Source organism: Mucilaginibacter sp. P1_A3 (assembly GCF_056406855.1).
The window spans coordinates 437,581-455,711 of sequence record NZ_JBFTZJ010000002.1; the positions used below are offsets into that span (position 1 = coordinate 437,581).

General features: G+C 41.2%; 18 protein-coding genes. 3 read left to right on the top strand and 15 right to left on the bottom strand.

Annotated elements, in window-relative coordinates:
• Nucleotides 1-158: 158 nt before the first annotated feature.
• The 12 genes from AC1D0K_RS05970 to AC1D0K_RS06025 all read right to left on the bottom strand — a co-directional run bounded on the left by AC1D0K_RS05970 (nt 159) and on the right by AC1D0K_RS06025 (nt 11,392).
• The gene (locus AC1D0K_RS05970) at nt 159-620 is read right to left on the bottom strand and encodes a hypothetical protein (RefSeq protein WP_477391631.1); all 462 of its coding nucleotides are present in this window, start codon (nt 618-620) and stop codon (nt 159-161) included.
• 80 nt (nt 621-700) lie between these two features.
• The gene (locus tag AC1D0K_RS05975; RefSeq protein WP_477391632.1) at nt 701-1,165 is read right to left on the bottom strand and encodes a hypothetical protein; all 465 of its coding nucleotides are present in this window, start codon (nt 1,163-1,165) and stop codon (nt 701-703) included.
• 39 nt (nt 1,166-1,204) lie between these two features.
• Nucleotides 1,205-1,633, bottom strand: a complete 429-nt coding sequence (locus AC1D0K_RS05980; RefSeq protein WP_295711790.1) for a hypothetical protein — start codon at nt 1,631-1,633, stop codon at nt 1,205-1,207.
• Between the two features lie 353 nt (nt 1,634-1,986).
• Nucleotides 1,987-2,655: a response regulator gene (locus tag AC1D0K_RS05985; RefSeq protein ID WP_295711792.1), complete on the bottom strand. Its 669-nt coding sequence runs from the start codon at nt 2,653-2,655 to the stop codon at nt 1,987-1,989.
• 6 nt (nt 2,656-2,661) lie between these two features.
• Nucleotides 2,662-3,477, bottom strand: coding sequence for a sensor histidine kinase (locus AC1D0K_RS05990; protein ID WP_477391633.1), 816 nt, complete (start codon nt 3,475-3,477; stop codon nt 2,662-2,664).
• Nucleotides 3,462-4,124: a hypothetical protein gene (locus tag AC1D0K_RS05995; RefSeq protein ID WP_295711795.1), complete on the bottom strand. Its 663-nt coding sequence runs from the start codon at nt 4,122-4,124 to the stop codon at nt 3,462-3,464. The genes AC1D0K_RS05990 and AC1D0K_RS05995 overlap by 16 nt, the downstream gene beginning before the upstream one ends.
• Nucleotides 4,125-4,139: 15 nt before the next feature.
• Nucleotides 4,140-4,661 (bottom strand): hypothetical protein, encoded by a 522-nt coding sequence (locus tag AC1D0K_RS06000; protein WP_477391635.1) that lies wholly within the window; start codon nt 4,659-4,661, stop codon nt 4,140-4,142.
• Nucleotides 4,662-4,727: 66 nt separating this feature from the next.
• Nucleotides 4,728-5,327, bottom strand: a complete 600-nt coding sequence (locus AC1D0K_RS06005; protein ID WP_477391636.1) for a hypothetical protein — start codon at nt 5,325-5,327, stop codon at nt 4,728-4,730.
• 470 nt (nt 5,328-5,797) lie between these two features.
• Nucleotides 5,798-6,547: a DUF4249 domain-containing protein gene (locus AC1D0K_RS06010; RefSeq protein ID WP_477391637.1), complete on the bottom strand. Its 750-nt coding sequence runs from the start codon at nt 6,545-6,547 to the stop codon at nt 5,798-5,800.
• 50 nt (nt 6,548-6,597) lie between these two features.
• Entirely contained in the window at nt 6,598-9,408 is a 2,811-nt protein-coding gene (locus tag AC1D0K_RS06015) for a TonB-dependent receptor (protein ID WP_477391638.1), read from the bottom strand.
• Between the two features lie 245 nt (nt 9,409-9,653).
• On the bottom strand, nt 9,654-10,361 hold the full coding sequence (locus AC1D0K_RS06020) for a LytR/AlgR family response regulator transcription factor (RefSeq protein ID WP_477442253.1): 708 nt from the start codon (nt 10,359-10,361) through the stop codon (nt 9,654-9,656).
• On the bottom strand, nt 10,358-11,392 hold the full coding sequence (locus tag AC1D0K_RS06025; protein ID WP_477391640.1) for a sensor histidine kinase: 1,035 nt from the start codon (nt 11,390-11,392) through the stop codon (nt 10,358-10,360). Before AC1D0K_RS06025 ends, AC1D0K_RS06020 begins: the two co-directional genes overlap by 4 nt.
• A 485-nt stretch (nt 11,393-11,877) precedes the next feature.
• On the opposite strand from AC1D0K_RS06025, the gene AC1D0K_RS06030 reads away from it, so the two are divergent.
• Nucleotides 11,878-12,561, top strand: coding sequence for a 3-keto-disaccharide hydrolase (locus AC1D0K_RS06030; RefSeq protein WP_477391641.1), 684 nt, complete (start codon nt 11,878-11,880; stop codon nt 12,559-12,561).
• Between the two features lies 1 nt (nt 12,562).
• Nucleotides 12,563-14,089, top strand: coding sequence for a Gfo/Idh/MocA family protein (locus tag AC1D0K_RS06035; protein WP_477442251.1), 1,527 nt, complete (start codon nt 12,563-12,565; stop codon nt 14,087-14,089).
• A 113-nt stretch (nt 14,090-14,202) separates the two neighbouring features.
• Here AC1D0K_RS06035 and AC1D0K_RS06040 read toward each other — a convergent pair whose 3' ends face one another.
• The 3 genes from AC1D0K_RS06040 to AC1D0K_RS06050 form a co-directional block, all read right to left on the bottom strand.
• Nucleotides 14,203-14,583 carry a YciI family protein gene (locus tag AC1D0K_RS06040; protein ID WP_477391643.1) on the bottom strand — a complete coding sequence of 127 codons (381 nt, stop codon included), beginning with the start codon at nt 14,581-14,583 and terminating at the stop codon, nt 14,203-14,205.
• A 327-nt stretch (nt 14,584-14,910) separates the two neighbouring features.
• Nucleotides 14,911-15,765 (bottom strand): hypothetical protein, encoded by an 855-nt coding sequence (locus AC1D0K_RS06045; RefSeq protein ID WP_477442249.1) that lies wholly within the window; start codon nt 15,763-15,765, stop codon nt 14,911-14,913.
• A gap of 240 nt (nt 15,766-16,005) precedes the next feature.
• Nucleotides 16,006-17,061, bottom strand: coding sequence for a HAMP domain-containing protein (locus AC1D0K_RS06050; protein WP_477393388.1), 1,056 nt, complete (start codon nt 17,059-17,061; stop codon nt 16,006-16,008).
• 188 nt (nt 17,062-17,249) lie between these two features.
• Between AC1D0K_RS06050 and AC1D0K_RS06055 the strand changes: the two genes are divergently transcribed.
• The gene (locus AC1D0K_RS06055) at nt 17,250-18,113 is read left to right on the top strand and encodes a helix-turn-helix domain-containing protein (RefSeq protein WP_477393386.1); all 864 of its coding nucleotides are present in this window, start codon (nt 17,250-17,252) and stop codon (nt 18,111-18,113) included.
• Nucleotides 18,114-18,131 lie beyond the last annotated feature (18 nt).

The window sequence follows — 18,131 nt, forward strand, 5'->3', positions numbered from 1 at the left end:
AAATAACTCTGCCCGACGAATTGATATTTTTTACCTAAAGCTACAATTTATATTTTAGATATTTATATATGCAATAACCCGGAATAATCATTGCAATTAAACACTATTGGCCCATCTTTTCATAAAATAACCGGTGGTCTGTTGCTTTTTAATTTATACTAAATGGTAGATATAGCAGCAACGCAGTGGGAGGTAAACAGGTTGCCATTTTTATCAACAATTAAAAAGTTAATCTGGTAGGATGATTGGGTTTTGCCATTAATGGCCCTGCCAACCCAATAAGCCGGATTGGTTCCGCTTTGAGGAGCGCCTATATTTCCTCCAAAAACATTGCCGGTTAAAACAGTAAAACCAATAATAGATACCACGTCATCCCTTTCAGGATCCACAGGCATTACCAGCCAGGATATATTATCGCCTGTATAACAAACCGTATGCAGGTTTTGAGTGCCCTCCATAGTGCTGCCCATATTAATGCGGTTGTCCATTAAGTAAATACCCGTAATGGCTTGCTTGCCCGGCGGAACCCCTTCTAAATAAGCAGTATCAAGCGCTATATTAATAGTGGTTTGAGGAGTTTGAACAGCATAAAAAATATTGATCTGTGATTTGCCGGTCATGTTGATGGGTGTGTTTACCTACGGATAAAAAAAACTGCCGGTTAAACTAACCGGCAGTTGAATATTGTTCATTAAAATGCTCAGGAGCCTACAGTTTGAATAAACGGATCCCAGTTAATAACATAAACATTATGGTTTTCGTCGGTTATTAAAACTTGTACCTGGTAGGTTTGTCTGCCACTGTTAATGGCCCGGCCAATCCAATAAGCGGCATTATCTGTAGGCTGTGGGGCGCCTAAACTACCACCGAATACGTTACCATAAGAAACATTGATACCGATGATACTTACAGAATCACCACGCTGCGTGTCAATTGGCTGGGCGTAAAAAGAAACATTATCGCCGGGGTAGCAAAATGTATATAATTCCATTTGGCCTTCATTATAACTGCCAATATTAAGGCGGTTATCAATCATATAAATGCCGGTACTTGGCTGTGTGCCCGGTGGCAGGCTGGTTAAATAAGCGGTATCTAAAGCAATACCAATAGTAGTTTGCGGGGTTTGTGATGCTTTAATTAGCTGCACTTTTGGTGTGTGTGACATGTTGATTTTCTTTAAAATTTTAACAGATTGATTAATAAATTAATTACCATTCATGCCCAGAGTGGTAGCTGGCTGCAATACGTTACCACCGCCTATTGCATTAATTTCAATTTGATAGCTGGCTTGCCCGCCGTTTTGAACCTGGCCGGTAAAGTAGCCGGCAGTAGCGCTCCCAGGTTGACCACCAGGTCCCCATGAGTTTGAACTGCCAATGCTTTGTATGGAGTATAAAAAGCCATCGTTTGGATTTAAGGGGATAACACTCCATGCCACATTTGACATTTTTGAACAAACAGTTTGTAGCGCGGATGTACCCTCGTTGCTACTGCCTGCCGAGCTTCTGTTATCTACAAAATACAAGCCCTGCCCGCTTCCGGTTTGTATAGAGCTTGAATCAACAAAAGCGATGATGAACACCTGGCATGAATTTACCGGGATCTTTGAAGCTGTTAATTCTGAATTTTTCATGTTGTTAAACTTTCCTGATTTTTACCTACTCTTTTAAGGCTTTTCGGTATCGGCCGTTTTGTCATTTGGTTAGATGCGCTTCTTTTTTGTTTTGACATTTCAAAGTAACGCCTATGCAACGGCCAATTTCAGCGTATTAACCCCTGTCATTTAAATCAAGTGTTTTTGCTTAAAAAGCAAGTGTTTTTACCTGTTTTTCCCTATGGTTAAATGCTGAAAAAGTGTATAAACGTTAAATGGCCTTATAAGACATCAGCCGGATGAGGAAGTTCTTAATTGAAAATAGAGCGGTTAAAGGAAAGCAATTGGTACATTGCTTTGCCGCATGGAATGGTGTGTTACAATGGATGTAACTAAAACTGCACCTCAAAAACGCCATATTTGATGGCAAATATGACCAGGCCTGCAGTGTTTTTGCATCCAATTTTTCCAAGTAAATTGGTACGATGCCCGTCAACGGTGCGGCTGCTGATAAATAGCTTCTCCGCTATTTCGGCATTGGTTAATTCGTCGCAGATCATTTTTAGTATCAGCAACTCCCTTTCGGTTAATGATATGGGGATATTATTCAGATTTTGAATGCCTGCTTTACGATGATGCGCAGCGTTTCTCATGGCACTAACAGCATCCCTGTTAAAATAAAAACCCAATTGGTGGGTATTGATAATAGTTTGAAAGAGTTCATGTGTTTCGCAATTTTTTTTGAGATAGCCGCATGCTCCGGCTTCAATCATTTTACTCATATACCGCTCCTCACCATGCACCGATAATACAATAACTTTTATGGAAGGATATTCGCGATGTAAAACCGCGTTTAGTTCAACGCCATTCATTATCGGCATATTCATATCTATCAGCGCAATATCCGGCAGCGTGGCCTGGCTTTTAAGGTGCTCAAGCAATACTCGCCCGTTTTCGGCCTGGCCCACCAATTCAAATTCGGGATTGGTGCTTAATAAATTAACCAATCCTTCCAGGAAGAGGGTTTGATCGTCAGCAACAACAATACGGATCTTTTTCATGTCAAATTAATTGGGGCCAATATCTTTTTGAGGGTCAAGGTAAATAAACATAGAAAAGCCTCTGCCAGCACTTGTTTTAACAGAATATCTTGCATTGATCAGCATGAGGCGGCTCTCTATATTTTGCATGCCCATACCTTTTTTGAATCTCTTATCTTCTGTATTATAACCTATGCCATTATCTGTATAATGAATAGATAGCAAATTGTTTTTCATAAAAAGCGATATGCCGATATAATTGGCCAGGGAATGTTTTAACGTATTGGTAACCAGTTCCTGCAATACTCTTATCAGGGCCAGCGCCACGTGTTTAGGTAGCGTATCTGTTGACATGGTTGCATGGTTGGTTATAGAGATAAGGGAATCATGCCCCTTACTTATAACATCCTTCATTTCTTCTAATGCTTCCGAAAATCCAAACAGCTCAAGCCCGGGAGGCGAAAGATTGTGAGATATATTACGCACATTTTCAATTATCTTATCTATCAGCTGCTTATAAAACTCGGCTGGCGGCACATCATTTTCAGCAACATTGCTATTGTTTAACCGGTTAATGAGCATTCTTAGGTTTGATAACGAACCACCAACTTCATCATGCAGATCCTGGCCAATGCGTTTTCTTTCCTCCTCCTGCGAGTGAATTACAGCGTGGAGCAGGTTTTTTTGATGATCCATAGCAACCTGGTGCAAACTTTCCCGCTGTTGCAGCAGCTTGTTTTGATTGCGTATAAACAAAATAACAAATGATATCACCAATAAGGCAATACCTCCTGTACACATAATTACCAGTACATATATATTATCGCCTACGTCTTTCTGCATATATAAAACCCCCACGAAAACAAAAGATACATGGCCAGCAGTAAGGCGGCATGTATGTTCCATATAAACAAATTGAGTGAATAATATTTGGGGCTGATAATATAGGCAACGGTTAAATTAGAAAAGGAATATACAAATAATGCTCCCGAAAAATAGAGAAGTACCCCGGTATTGATCCAGTTTAAAGGGTTGCTGACCCATCGTTTTTCATTGTCGGCCTCATTTATCTGGGCGAAATAAGCCAGGCTGTAAGCCATCACAATCAATACCTCTAAGGGCCTTGTATAGGTATTAAAACGGAAAATGCTCTGAAAAAAAGTAAAATTTAGTATACAGACCAACGGAAATATCACCATTAATGCACCTATGACTTTACGAATCAATGCTTCCTTTAAAATCTTTATATAAAAATACGAAAGCAGCAAAAATTCAAATATTGTGAATATGTGTAATAACGGAAGATTATTTATCTTCCTATCGGCGAGAGCTGCTGCCAGCAGATTAACCAAACCATCCAATAATAAATAATAAAAGATGAGCAAAAGCGCCCTATCAGCGCGCTTATATTTTGACACAGCGAAACTGATAGGGATTAAAACTGAAACCGGAACAATTAAGCCCACAAAAATTAATTTGGCTGAAGGCATAGCAGGCTTATTAGATTATATATAATTCTCTAAACTATTGGTGCTATTAAATAGCGGACTTGAGGTATCGCACAAGGCCGGGCAAGGTTGTGTAAAATCGTAAATGGTTGAGGCACTCGCGCTGTTTACTATTTCACCTTCATTCATCAAGCCTTCACTAACCGATTTTTTGGTTAACATATCGTGGTTGTTGGCATCAACCGGCACCAGCATACCGGTGATCTGGTAAGGGAAGGCGGGATCCTGCAAACTTAAATACAGGCGGATTGATTTGGCTTGCGGATGATCTTGCATCAAATCTTTTACATCGGCAATGTTTATATTAATAGCTCTGAAAATGCGCTGTTTGGATACGTCTGTGCCATTGGTTGCCCCTAAAATATTTGATGTACTTCCCGCGGGCATTTTAACAACCAGGTTACGCCAGTTTTCGGCCCTTGATACTGCCTCTGCTAACGGGATACGGGGTTTATTGGATAATGATGATCTGCTGCTGATAGCGCTTTGATCGGAAGTTGTACTTTCGACGTTATTCATGATAATTATGTTTTTTAGGTTTGTATTTTAAGTTAAATGTTTAAAGCATGATGGTATTTAATTCATTTAAATTGTTACAACTTCGGGCACGCCCACTGCTGCACAAAAGCTGTAAATAACTGCCTGGTTAATGGTCCCATCAGGATTGTAGCCGGTACGGAATACGCCAAATGATGCTACCCAGCCTAAAACTTCATCAAGCGGGTTGTTCATATTTATTTGTCCATATGTTGTGGATGGTGTAAGGTCGCTATTATCAACCTGGCCTTGTATTTGAGTAGCCAATAAAGCAACATCATCACTGGGGATCTGGATGCCCCAGTTAATCAGGTCGACCATTATCTGCGTTGTTAAAGACTGAATGTTTCCATTTACATTATAGCCCAATACAACGCCGGCATCCTGCGATGAAGAGGGCAGGGTAATAGTAGGAAATATCGCATCAAAAATAAAAGTTGAATCGCTTTCGGCTGCCGAAATAGCTGCTGGTACTGCCAGCTCCAGATTGGTATATGTTGGTGGGGGAGTTTCAGATGAACGGGGAGTGAGCCCCTGTATAATAATATTTAAATCAGAAAGTGCCAGTGTGGTATCTTTAACTGATTGCGTAACCAGTGCCACTATCTCGGGCATGGTTAAATTAGTAACCGAAGCGAATTGTCCCATTTTTTAATGATTTTTAATGTTTAATACTTGCTGTAATTGGTTTTAAACTTATAGTTTATTTTAATATTTATTAACTATTAGTACAAATTTATTTAATTAACTGCGCCGGGTTACAAGTGAAAAATCCCTTTTTGTGAAACAGGTGTTTTTACCTGTTTTTATAAAATAAAAGTAGATTCCATGAGTTTTTTATGTGCTGTTTATAGCGGAGGATAAAAATAGCCTAAACAACTTCAAATACAATAAGTAGCAAAAGGTGGGCTTACATCATAACTTTGGTTTAGGTAAATGAATGATTTTTCTTAATTATTAAGAAACGATTATTTAGGAATCTATACGAAATGAGTAAATAAAAAGTTGCTATATTAAATAAGGTAATTTAATATAGCAACCTATAATATTAGCTCAAGGCCATTTGGTTATGAGTACCTGTTAACCACAGTGAAATCTAAAAAGATTAAGTATGCAAATTACTGCGTAGTAACCCTCAAATTCAAGGTGTCTGTTTGCATGGCCGTAAAAATCCCCAAACCATTGGTAACGTTGGTAGGCTCATTAACAAGGGTTTGCGAATTGCGCGATATGTTGGTGGTGAGGATGTTAATATATTCCTTATTAACCCTCATCAATATAACTTTGTAATGGCCATAGTAGTTAAATGATGATTGAAGCAAGTTGTAATAGGAGGCTTGTTCTGTATTGATCTGGAAGCTGGGCTTGTTATTACTGCGGACGTAAGATATATAATATGGATCATTATCCAGATTTTTAAATACCAGCAAATGATACAACGAATCGGGGTTTGTCCAACTGATGGTTGCCCTTACTACATCGGCATACAACGGGTTAATGGCGCTGGGTACATGAAAAACACTATCAGATAAGGCAAAGTTTTGTGGCTTGCCCGGCATTACTGTAGTGGCGCTCACAGTCACATTATCATAATTAAACTGCATGGTATAGGTTTTACCGCCGGTTACAAATGATGAACTGGCGTAAGTATAAGTGCCACTTGCCGACTCGGTAAGCTTAACGCTCTGGCTGCCATCAGATACGCTGATGCTTAAGCCGGTTAGTGCAGCGCCATAAGTTGTAGTATCAGCAAGATCTTTTTGCTGGTAAACCTTCACGCTTAAGGCCTGGCCGGGTATAAGGTAGGCTTCAACCACCGGTTTGTTGGTTGCTAAAATATCCGACTGGTTTTTTTTGCAGGATGCCATAAGGAGCACGCCTGTTATTAAACATAATATGATATGGCGGGGGTATGTATTTATTTCCATCGTAAACTTAAAGTAAGGTTGGGGGTAAAGCCCAGGTAATTAACATTGGTGGTTATCACCTGGTTATTTTGCATCTGGTACTCGCGGTACCAGGTATTGGTATGGTTGTAAACATTAAAAAACGAAAGACCAATGGAGCCTACCTTATGTCCATCTATCTTCAGCAGATCGTATGATACCGACATATCTAAACGGTGATAGGCTGGCAAACGCTCACCGTTTTTATCGCTGATGTTGAGGTAGGTTGTGCTATTACCATCGGCAGTTTTAATGGTGTAGGTAGATAGGGGAGCAGTATACGGTCTGCCGGTACTGAACAGGAATGTGGCTGCAAAGTTCCACCTATCGTAATGGTACATGTTGATTGATTTAAACTCATGCCTTACATCCTGGTTGGCGGTATAATAATCATTACCAAAAGCACTGAATTTGTTTTCGGCTTTGGCCAGGGTATAGCTAATCCAGCCGGTATAATTACCCATCTTTTTTTGTAGCAATACTTCAACGCCTTTGGCCCGGCCTGTGCCTTCGTAAAAATCTTGGGTAACGGTTTGCGTTTCTCCCACACCTGGCATTCTGAAACTGCCTCCGCCTGTTTGGGTTTGCCTTACGGTGTATTGGGTAAGTCCGCTCAGGGTTTTGTAGTAACCCTCAACGCTAATCAAAAGTTCGTCGGTTTCATAGCTTACGCCACCTATAAAATGCCTTGAACTGCCTACCGGGATATTGTTGTTATTGGATAACACCCAAAAGTTACGGTCGCCGGCGAGTATATCCTCACGAATCACCTGGTTTTCGAACTGGTAGAACTGACCGGTGGCCCCCTTTATGGTAAATCTATCGGTGAGGTTATAACTGGCCGATAAACGGGGTTCAAAATAAGGTTTGCCGGTAGGGCCATAGTAGCTGGTGCGTAAACCGGGTTGAATATGCAGTTTGTTATTTGGGTCGATAGCCAGCTCTGCATACACACCTTCCAGTGTGGCGTTGTTATGCTGATTGATGAGCTTGCTGGTATCATTCTGGGTGTACTCATAATCTATTTTTTTGTAGGAAATAAACCCACCGAACAGTAATTTATAAGTGTTGCTTGCCTGCCATTCCCACTCAGATTTATAGCCAACATCCTTCAGGTTGTTGTTTTCGATGGTGCTGTTGCTAAAAGTATGTGCTATCCCGTTACTGTCCAATAATGATCCGCCGGAACTGCCGCGGTTGCGATCATTAAAATAGGAGGAGTAGGTGATGTAATTATTGGAGTACAGTTTTTTATTCCACTGCCTAAACCATTTGATACTGCTGCCCAGGTTGCCGTATTTAGTATAATCGGTAATGCCTATGCCGCTGCCCGATGATGATAATCCCGGCGGCAGGCCCAGGTCGCGGCTATTGTCAGTTTTATCAGTGCCAGAGTAATAGCTCACAGATACTTTATCTTTTTGGCTGATGTTATAGGTGTATTTGGCATTAGCATCATAAAAAAAAGAGCTTGGTGTTACCTGGTTGGCAAAACCGCCGCCGGATCTGCCTCCAAAACCCCGGCCGCCCCCACCGCCACCCTGGAAAGTAGTAGTTTGGTTGAACTGGTTAAATATTTTGTTATAGAATGGTCCCTGGTATGATCGTCTGATGGCCAGTAACAAGGATGATTTATCTGATAGCGGAGCCTCCAGGAAACCGCTCGCGCTCAGCAAGCTTAGGTCTACGCCCATGTTGGTTTCGTTCCTGTTTCCTTCTTTGCCATTAATTTCGGTAACGCTTGATAGTCTGCCACCGTATTTGGAGGTAAAGCCCCCTTTGTATAACTGGACATCCTTTACCGCGCTGGCATTAAAGGCGCTAAAGAAACCGTACAGGTGATCTACCTGGTAAATGGTAAAGCCATCAAGTAATACCAGGTTCTGATCAGGTGTGCCACCACGCACGTAGGCTCCCGACGACGATTCATTGGTGCCGCTTACACCTGGCATCAGCTGGAAGGCCCGCAGAATGTCCTTATCGCCCATAGTTGGCAATTTATCCAAATTGGCGGGCGAAAGCTGCAACACACCTACCTGCCTGCTATCTGTATTCATTACCCCGCTTTTTTTGCCGGTGATGCTAACCTCATTTAAGGTGTTGAGCGATGAGTACATGCCGCATATAAGCGTGGTGTTGATTTTCTCACTGTTGAGCCTGAAAAAATCTGATTGGTAGCCTGCATACGATACTTCCACGATACAGGTATCGGATGGTACCCGCAGAAAAGTAAAATAACCTTCGGCGTTGGTCATGGTGTTAAGATCGGTATTGCGGACCTTTACTGTGGCCGAGGGGAGTGATTCGCCGGTTAGCTGGTCAATAACACGCCCGTTAACACTTACCATAAAGTGTTTGGGCACCAATTTTGGCTCATCATCCTCATCGCGCTGGCGACGTTTTACTTTGGCGTTGGCTGCCTGTAACGATAGCTGGTTAAGTTTTTTAAGACGGCTAAGGTCGTCGGTGTTTTGCAGAATGTAAATGGTGCCCGAGGATTCGATCCAGTATTTCAGATCGTTTTCTTTACATACTTTGGCAATAACATCTTTTAAAGGTTCTTCAAAAAAGTGTTCAACCACATCCATCGCGTTCAGCGGTTCGCGGTCAAAAACAATACGTACCTGGTAAGTCATGCCCAGTGTATCAAACATCTGATCAAGCGGACACGCAAAAAAATGGTTGACAATGATGTTTTTCAACTTTTTCTGCGTTTGCTGCGCCTGAACGGCCGAATGGCCTAAACCAATAATAGTAAATAACAATAAGGAAAATCTCTTCATTAGGGGGTACATTTTCTTTGAGCCGAAAATGCACCCTATTTTTAATGCCTTAAAATAAAAGCGACGTTAGCAGAGCTTGTGTAGATAAGGGAGGTTAATGTGTAGTGGGTCGGGTGGTGAATAGTGTGTGGTTGATTAAGTGAGTGGTGAATAGAGAGCGGTAGTTTGATTTCTCAAATTGACTAACTGCGTACGATCAACCAAGTTTCTTAAACTGGCCAACCATTCACTTAATCAACCACTCACTATTGTACCTTGCCAATCATCCGGTTAATTACGTCTCTGTAGCTATCGCTTAAAGGTACTTCGGTATTGATGAGTTTAATGCGTGCCCTGCGTAGCTGCGATACATGCTGCAGGTTTACCAGGTATGATTTATGAACCCTGAAAAACTGCTCGGCAGGTAATTGCAGCTCAACCGCTTTAAGACTGATGCGCGATAACACCGGCTTTTGCTGGTTGGCAAAATGAACCTTTACGTAATCCTTCAACCCTTCAATATATTCCACATGGTCAAAACATATCTTAATGAGGTTATAATCGGCATGCAAAAAGAAATAGTTTTTAACTACAGGTTGCGGCACATAACTCCGGCGAAGCTCAAACAGGTCTATCGCCTTATGGCATGCCTTTAAAAATCTATCCAGCGGTACCGGTTTCACCAGGTAATCAATTACATCAAGCTCAAAACCCTCAATAGCAAATTTTTCATAAGCGGTTACAAATATCACCATTGGGCGATTGGTAAGGCTCTTGATAAGCTGTAAACCGTTAATTCCGGGCATGTATATGTCACAGAAAATAAGATCGATGTGCTCCTTTTGCATGGCAAGGATAGCCTCGCCAGCATTGCGGCATCGCCCCGCTATTTGTATGGCATGTACATGTTTTAAGCTATCTTCCAGCAAATCAAGCGCCAGTGGCTCATCATCAATAATCAGGCATCGCATCATTTAAGTTCCAGTTGCAGCATTACAATGTAGTTTTGCTCGTTTTTATTGATATATAAATTATGTTTATCAGGGTATAACAGCTCAAGCCTCCTTTTAACATTTGTTAAGCCAATACCGCTGTCATTATCCTTTTGTATTTCGGTGGCATTGTAAACGTTTTGTACACTAAACCGCAGGTTTTTTTCATCAGTTATAAGGGTTACCGCAATATCGGGTTTGTCGATATCGCCGGTACCATGTTTAAAGGCATTCTCCACAAAGGGGATTAACAGCATAGGCTCAATGGTTTTATCAGGTGTCTTTATTTCCGAATGGTAATATATTTTCACCTGATCGCCAAAGCGCAGTTGCTGCAGTTCAATGTAACTGCGCAGGTAATCGTCCTTTTTTTGTACCGTTACCATTTCGGCATCAGTAACATACAGCATGTAACGCAATAATTTGGATAATTGTATCAGCGTAGGCTCAACTGCCGAAGGATTTAAACGCGAAAGGGCAACCGCGCTGTTAATTACGTTGAATATAAAGTGCGGACTGATCTGCGAACGCAAAAAAGCCAGCTCGGAAAGGAGTGAAGCATTAGCGATATCCTTCTTTTTGTTCATTGCCTTAAACTGATCAGAAAGGTAATGGTAGGCAAAGCTGCCCGCAGTAATGGATAATAATGGGAACAGGATCAAATTAGGTCCGCGGGGAGGCATGTGGCCGGCCATTCCTCTAAACTCCGGCATTGGGAAATGTGGCCTCAGGTACCAGAGCAATATATTAAAAACAGCAAAGGAGGTTAATAACGCTAAAAAATAAAGCCAAGCATTTTTTGTTAGCACCTTAGGGATCAATAAAAAAGCATTGAGGTAAAATTCCGCGGCCAATACCAGGTTAAAAGTGATGATGCGCCCCGGCGAAAACATATGCTGGGGCATACCCCGCATATCTGGCCTGGAAATAATGGGAGTATATATAATAAGTGCCCAAAACAAAAGGTGGATACACACTTCAATAATAAGCGCCGGTTTTATACGGTTAAACATACGGGCTAAGGTAATAGCATTTAAGCCATGTGTTAAATAGAATAGACAAGAAGGCAAAATGTGCCGACGAAAACGGTTTAAAACAGGCAATTTGCAGCTTTGCAATTACTGTGGTGATTTGCGATTCCAAATGGTGGAAATATTTCCACAAAATATTAACGAAAATAAAAATTAAGTGCCATTTTGTGTGTTTTAAGCTATAGTTAACAATTGGCACAGCATTTGAATTTAACTTAATATCCTTCTCAAAGGATTGTTTTTCATAGGTAGATGTAGGGCCGATTAAACTGCGAGAGTTTTTCGGCCTTTTTTATTTCCTGTGTCGTTCAGGTGATAGAAGCTTTTTAAGCTTCGTCTTTAGCCGCCCAAACTGCTGCTTGCCGCAATAATCTTAATTTTATCAATTAACGCCGTTCTTACTCCATTTCAAAAAATAGTTATACATTAGTATAACCAATTATAAACCATTTATATTCTCGTCTGTCATGAACAAAAAGCACTTTCAACAATGCCTGTTGGGCGGTATAACTTTATTTTTTTTAATTGCTGCAAACAATACTTATGCGCAAAGCAAGGATGGTTGGCGGCAGCTTTTTAATGGTAAAGATCTTAACGGCTGGAAACAGGTAGGGAAGGGCAGCCGGTACGTGAAGGATGGTGTAACCGGAAGCCATGGAGGAATGGGCTTATTATACTGGACTAAAGAGAAATTTAGCAATTGCACCATCCGGGTGGTTTACAAAATGCAAAAATTTAACAGCAATGCCGGTGTGTTTATCCGTATTCCGCTGGAACCGCGGGAGGAGTGGATGCCGGTATTTTATGGCTACGAGGTACAGATTGATAATCACCCCGAAACATCCAAGGAGGATGATTACCATATTACCGGTACTTTGTATTCGTTAACCAAACCATTGGCCAAGCCCGGTAAGCCTGGGCCGGAATGGAATACCATGGAGATTACGCTGGACGGCCCGCGCACAATTGTTTTTGTAAACGGCCAAAAAGTTACCGATTATAAAGAAGGCGACCCAACCCCACAACGCAAGTTTGATTTTGAGCCTTTCCGCGGCATCCGCCCCAATGAAGGCTATATCGGCCTGCAAAATCATGGAAATGATGATATAGTGTTTTTTAAAGAGGTATCTGTAAAGCCACTACACAAATAATATGATGGAAAAAGCAGAGGAAACTACCACCACCAATGGTATAAGCCGGGCCGATTTTATAAAAAAGGCAGCTATTGCTACGGCAGGATTTTATATTGTACCTCGTTTTGTGTTGGGTGGCAAAGGCTACACCGCACCAAGCGATAAGTTATATATTGCCGCCATTGGCTGTGGTGGCGAGGCCGAGAACGATATTCATCATTTTGCAACTGCCCCCAAAAAGAACGCAGTTATCGCTTTTTTGTGCGATGTTGACGATAGACAGGCCGCCCCGCGCCGTAAGGAATTTCCAAAGGCACCCTTTTATCACGATTGGCGCGAACTGTTTGATAAGCAGCACAAAAACTTTGATGCCGTTACCGTGGCTATCCCCGATCATAACCACGCGTTGGTTGGTCTAAGCGCCATGCAATTAAAAAAACACCTATACCTGCAAAAGCCCTTAACACATGATATTTACGAAGCCCGCATATTAACCCAGGCATCAGAAAAATACAAGGTGGTTACCCAAATGGGAGACCAGGGCGCATCGTGCGATGGTATGCGCACCATGCGCGAATGGTTTGAGGCCGGTTTGATAGGTGATATTGAAAAAGTATACTGTTGGACGGATCGCCCCGTGTGGCCGCAGGGTATAGCGTGGCCAAAGACTAAACCACCCATACCCAAAGAACTGAAGTGGGACCTGTGGCTGGGTACCGCCAAACAAACCAATTATATTGATAATCTGGTACCCTTTAACTGGCGTGGCTGGTGGGAGTTTGGTACCGGTGCACTCGGCGATATGGGCTGCCACATCATGGGGCCGCCGTTTAAACTGTTGGGTTTAGGTTACCCAACCGAGGTCTCGGGCAGTGCCAGTACGGTTTACCAGGGAATATTTAAAGAAGGTATTTACCCCAGAAGCGGACCGGTATCAAGTTATATCAAATTTAAATTTAAACAACAAAACGGTAATAACCTTGATCTTTACTGGATGGATGGCGGCATAACGCCCGAACGCCTTGCGGAACTTGACCCCGCTTTAAATATGAATGAAGCCCTGGGCGATTTCCCCGGCGAAAATGATTTTGAGGGCTGTACGCTTTTCATCGGCACCAAAGGCAAAGTTTCCTGCGGATGGGGTGGAAGTCATCCCCGGTTGCTACCATTGGCTTTAAATAAGGATGTACATGTTCCGGAGAAATACGCCAGGGTACCCGGTGGTATGGATGGCCACTGGTGGCAATGGGTTGATGCCAGTATAGCCGGTTATGGTAAACTGGAAGTAGATTCGCCCTTTGTAGGTTATGCGGGCCCGCTTACAGAAACTGTGCTCATGGGCAACCTACTGCTGCGTACCTTTAACCTGCGCGAGAAAATAAAACGTAATGACCCTGTTTACGGCAATATGGAAGGCTACAAATTTAGCGGCAGATACACCGGCTTAACCTGGGATGGCGAAAATATGAAGGTTACCAATTTTGAACCCGCCAACCAATACATCCGCCGGGCTTACAGGCAGGGTTGGGGTGAGTTAAAGTTGTAAAAGGAGCTAACTAAGGAAATGTATATTATCAATTAGGTGAATACATTGGCTACATTGCCAGAGTCGCCAAATACGTAGTAGCTTTTTTGGGCTAAATATATTTTACTACCTGCTTATTTGGGGTAAACAAAGTTAGTTTGCTCTTCCTTTAATTTTATTGGCCTTACTTCGATTGTAGCCGAAGGTACATACTCAAACTCGGGATTATTCTTTGCTATTTCAATTGCTTCATCTATGTCTCTTGCTGAAATATGATAATAACCAACCTGAACTTCTTTACTGGGATCGATCGCTATTTGTGTCCATACATTTTCATTTTTTGAAATAATATAACCTTCCCGTACAATTGGCTGGGCTGCTATTAATTTGTTTTCTGCTTTTAATAACTGGATATAAGTTTCGCATTTTTTTATAAACGCTAGATGTTGATCTGCTGATAACGCCGCTTTTGCATCCCCTGCATTGCGGATATATAACATGAATTCTTGTTTCATCACTGTTTATTTTAATAATGTAAATATAAAATCATTTAAATTAAAGATACTTTATTTCGATAAGTTGCAGCCAATGGCTTTATTAGTTTGATAAAGTAAATACCACTAATAATCTTGAAATTTCTTTGTTTGGCGTGAGTAAGAGACAAATGATCTTGTTCTCTTTTCCCATTGCTATCCTGTTTGTTAACATTACTTTAAATGGTAGATTGTTATTAAACGGGGGTGTTACTATCAACAACAAAAAAGCCACCCTATTAGGCGGCTTTTCAAAGAGCGTTCGATGACTATTAAAATCCATCCGCTTTTGTAAATGGTCAATTGTTATTATAATGCAACGGTAGTACTGTTGGTTATCTTCCAGATAGCGGCACCTGGCGTTGGGAAGCTGATGCCGTTTGTGTTGCCACGAGTTGCTGCGTCCTGCCCAAAATGATACAATGGATGTCCTTTATAAACAAGTTGTGTTCTGCCAAAAACATCAATGGTAGTGAACTGGCTTTTATCAAACACGGATGGAATGCTGGCCACCGCGCTAACTGTGTAAATAGGCCAGGCCACATCATTGCTAAAATCGGGTTTGGTAAAGTTATTTTTATTGGCCGCATCTTTACTGAACATGTATAATGTGAGGCCGTTGCCATCTGTAATGTATTGTGATACTGCAGTTCCCGCCACACCCTGGTCGGTATATTGCACTTTATCTAAACCAATTAGCTGCGCGTTACCAAACATAATGGAATAATCAGCTTTGGCAATTGCCCATAGGTTGGCAACCTTATCGCCGTTTGTATCGCCTGCTTTAGTATCATTCATATAATAATATAATGGCCAGCCCTTGTAGGTGCTTTGTTTGCTGCCATCAGCCCTGTCTATCGTCCCAAAATCCGATGTGGTTAAACCTGTACCAATAGTTAAGCTTTCTTTGTAAAACACAGGCCATGTGGTGGCGCAGCCTCCCGCGCAATTTGATGTGCCACTTACATCTTTTGAGAAAAAGTACAACGAAAAGCCATTATTATCGGTAAGTATTTTACCAAACGTGGTATTGTCGGTAAGCTTAACACCGGTTAAAACAGGTGTTGGATCAATCTTGTGTGAACTTTTTTTGCAAGAGATGCTCAATAGCATAATACCCATTGATACAGCTATAAAAAAATAGCTTAGTTTCTGATTTTTCATATTTTTTAATTTAGGAGTTTTTGATGTATCAGTAACTACTCTAAAAAGGTGTAGCAGGTTGCTTTTAAAGAAAAATAAAATTTAACTTTAAGTGAAGTTTGGATTTGGAAAGTGTATTTGTTGATAACAAATACATCTGAGCATGAGAGCTCAGGCAGAAGGGTATTGGATTTGCGTGTTAGTAATCAATAGCTTAAAAGGGTGATTAAGCTGTCATTATTTATTGAGGGGATTTATCGCTTAAACTTCTACTTTTTTAAAAACCTGGATTGTTCCGGCCGAGTAACCGGCAACATCCAGCACATCATGATTTGGTTTCAAATTAGGTACTACAACTTCAATCGTTTTTTGTTGGAAATACAAATCGTTACCTGGTTGGTCGGTATTTAAAGAATTTTCTGTGCCCTTACCATCCAGTATCATTTTTAACAGTTTGTTGCTTTTTGATAACTCGGCAACAGATTGACCTGTAACAGGCTTTTTGCCCATGTTAAAGATTCTCCTGGCCTCCTCATTTATAAATAGAATTTCCTGTTTTTCGTTGAGGCCGATTACAGCGTCCGGCATTTCTTCTATCAGCATTTTTATCCGCAATTCTGCCGCAATTATTTTGGTAAGATCGGCATTTTGTTCTTCGTCGAGTTTGGTTGCCATGATATTAAACTCGTCGGCAAGTTGGATAAACTCATCACTTGTTTGGAAGTGCAGCCTGGCATTATAATTTTTTTGACTGATCTGATGAAAGGCATTTGCCAGTTCCTGGAGCGGATTCAATATAAAGCCCGGGAAATTGACAATTAAAACAAAAAGGATTAAAAAGGTGATAAATACCATGCCACCAAGAAAAAAGGTTGACCTATCGACAGTTGAATGCGTGTAATTATTTTTAAGCTCAATGGCATGCATATTTAAGCCTTCAATATTTTTCAATTGCAGGCGTGCATCCCGTTCCGCCTGCTGTGTTTGATTTAAATTTGAAGAAGAGCCTGTTAGCAAACGGAAGGCTTTGCGCAAATTACTTGTTGCTATACTTTCGCCTGGTTCTGTGATATTATTTTCCTGTTTTTTTAGCGCATTATCAAATGTGTTAATTGCCACTGAGTTTAGCGGCAAATCATTTTCATCTAAAACGGAGCGCATTTCGCGGGTAAATTTTAACGTTGCATAATTATTTTTCAAGGTAATACTGGAGGTTTCAGATATTACCTTGATGTAGTATATAGAAACAATGCCAAAAATGAGCACTACAATAAACAATAGGCTAAACCCCAACAATAGTTTTTTTTTGATTTTCATGACTATCCAATGAGTTAAAACGTAATCGTAATTTTGGTCGGGAAAGGTTTATAAGTAAAGATAATTAAAAATCTGCCGGTTTTATAGAAGCATCTGCCTTATAGATCATTTCCTTTGCAATTAGTATATAAAATGCTGTTGAGAGCTAAAAATAGGCTCTATATTGTAACTTTACGTTGATGAATGGCATGAAAACCTTTTCGCTTTCAAGACACAGTCGGCTCTTCTCTGTACCCGATAATAACAAGGATTATCTTTTCGTGAGATCTGGTGAAACTCCGTATCAGGAAGAACCATACCGGGCGGAAAGTTATGCTATCGTTCATATAAAAGAGGGCGGCGTAAAATTAAATACAGGCTTGGTATCATGGGATGTTGAAGCGCCGTCAATTATTACCTTGGGGCCTTCGGTTATCAGGTATTTCACTAAAAGCAGCGACCTCCTAAAAATGGATGTGATATTTTTTAAGGACACATTTTTACTGGAACGACACGCGGACCTTTTTTTTCTCACCAGGTATGATTTTTTTGAAAATAGTGATCTTCATGTTTTACCGCTGAAAGAAACTAACGCTATTAAATTCAGCAAGATATTTGAGCTCATTCAACTTACGCAAGCCACTGCAAATTATCATGAGGCCGAGATTATTCGAAGCTACATTTTCGCCCTGGTTTACGAAATTGATGCGTATCACCGGCAGCATATTTCTGGTCCGGCAAGCCTGCTAAAGGGACACCCTTTGTTCACAAAATTTAAGCAATTGGTGATTCGTAATTATATGCGCGAGCGCAGACTTGATTTTTATGCTGGTCAGCTTCATGTAACGCCAAAGTCTCTTTCGGCGGCCATCAAAAAGAAAACGGGTAGGTCTGCCGGAAAATGGATCGATGACGCCATCATTCTTGAGGCTAAAGTTTTGCTGCAAAACAAGGCACTCACCGTATCGCAGGTCAGCGGGATGCTTAATTTCTCAGACCAGTCTGTTTTTGGCAAATTCTTCCGGGCAGGTACCGGGATATCACCGGTGGAATACCGAAAAAAATTCGATTGAATTTTATCTCTTCGCTTC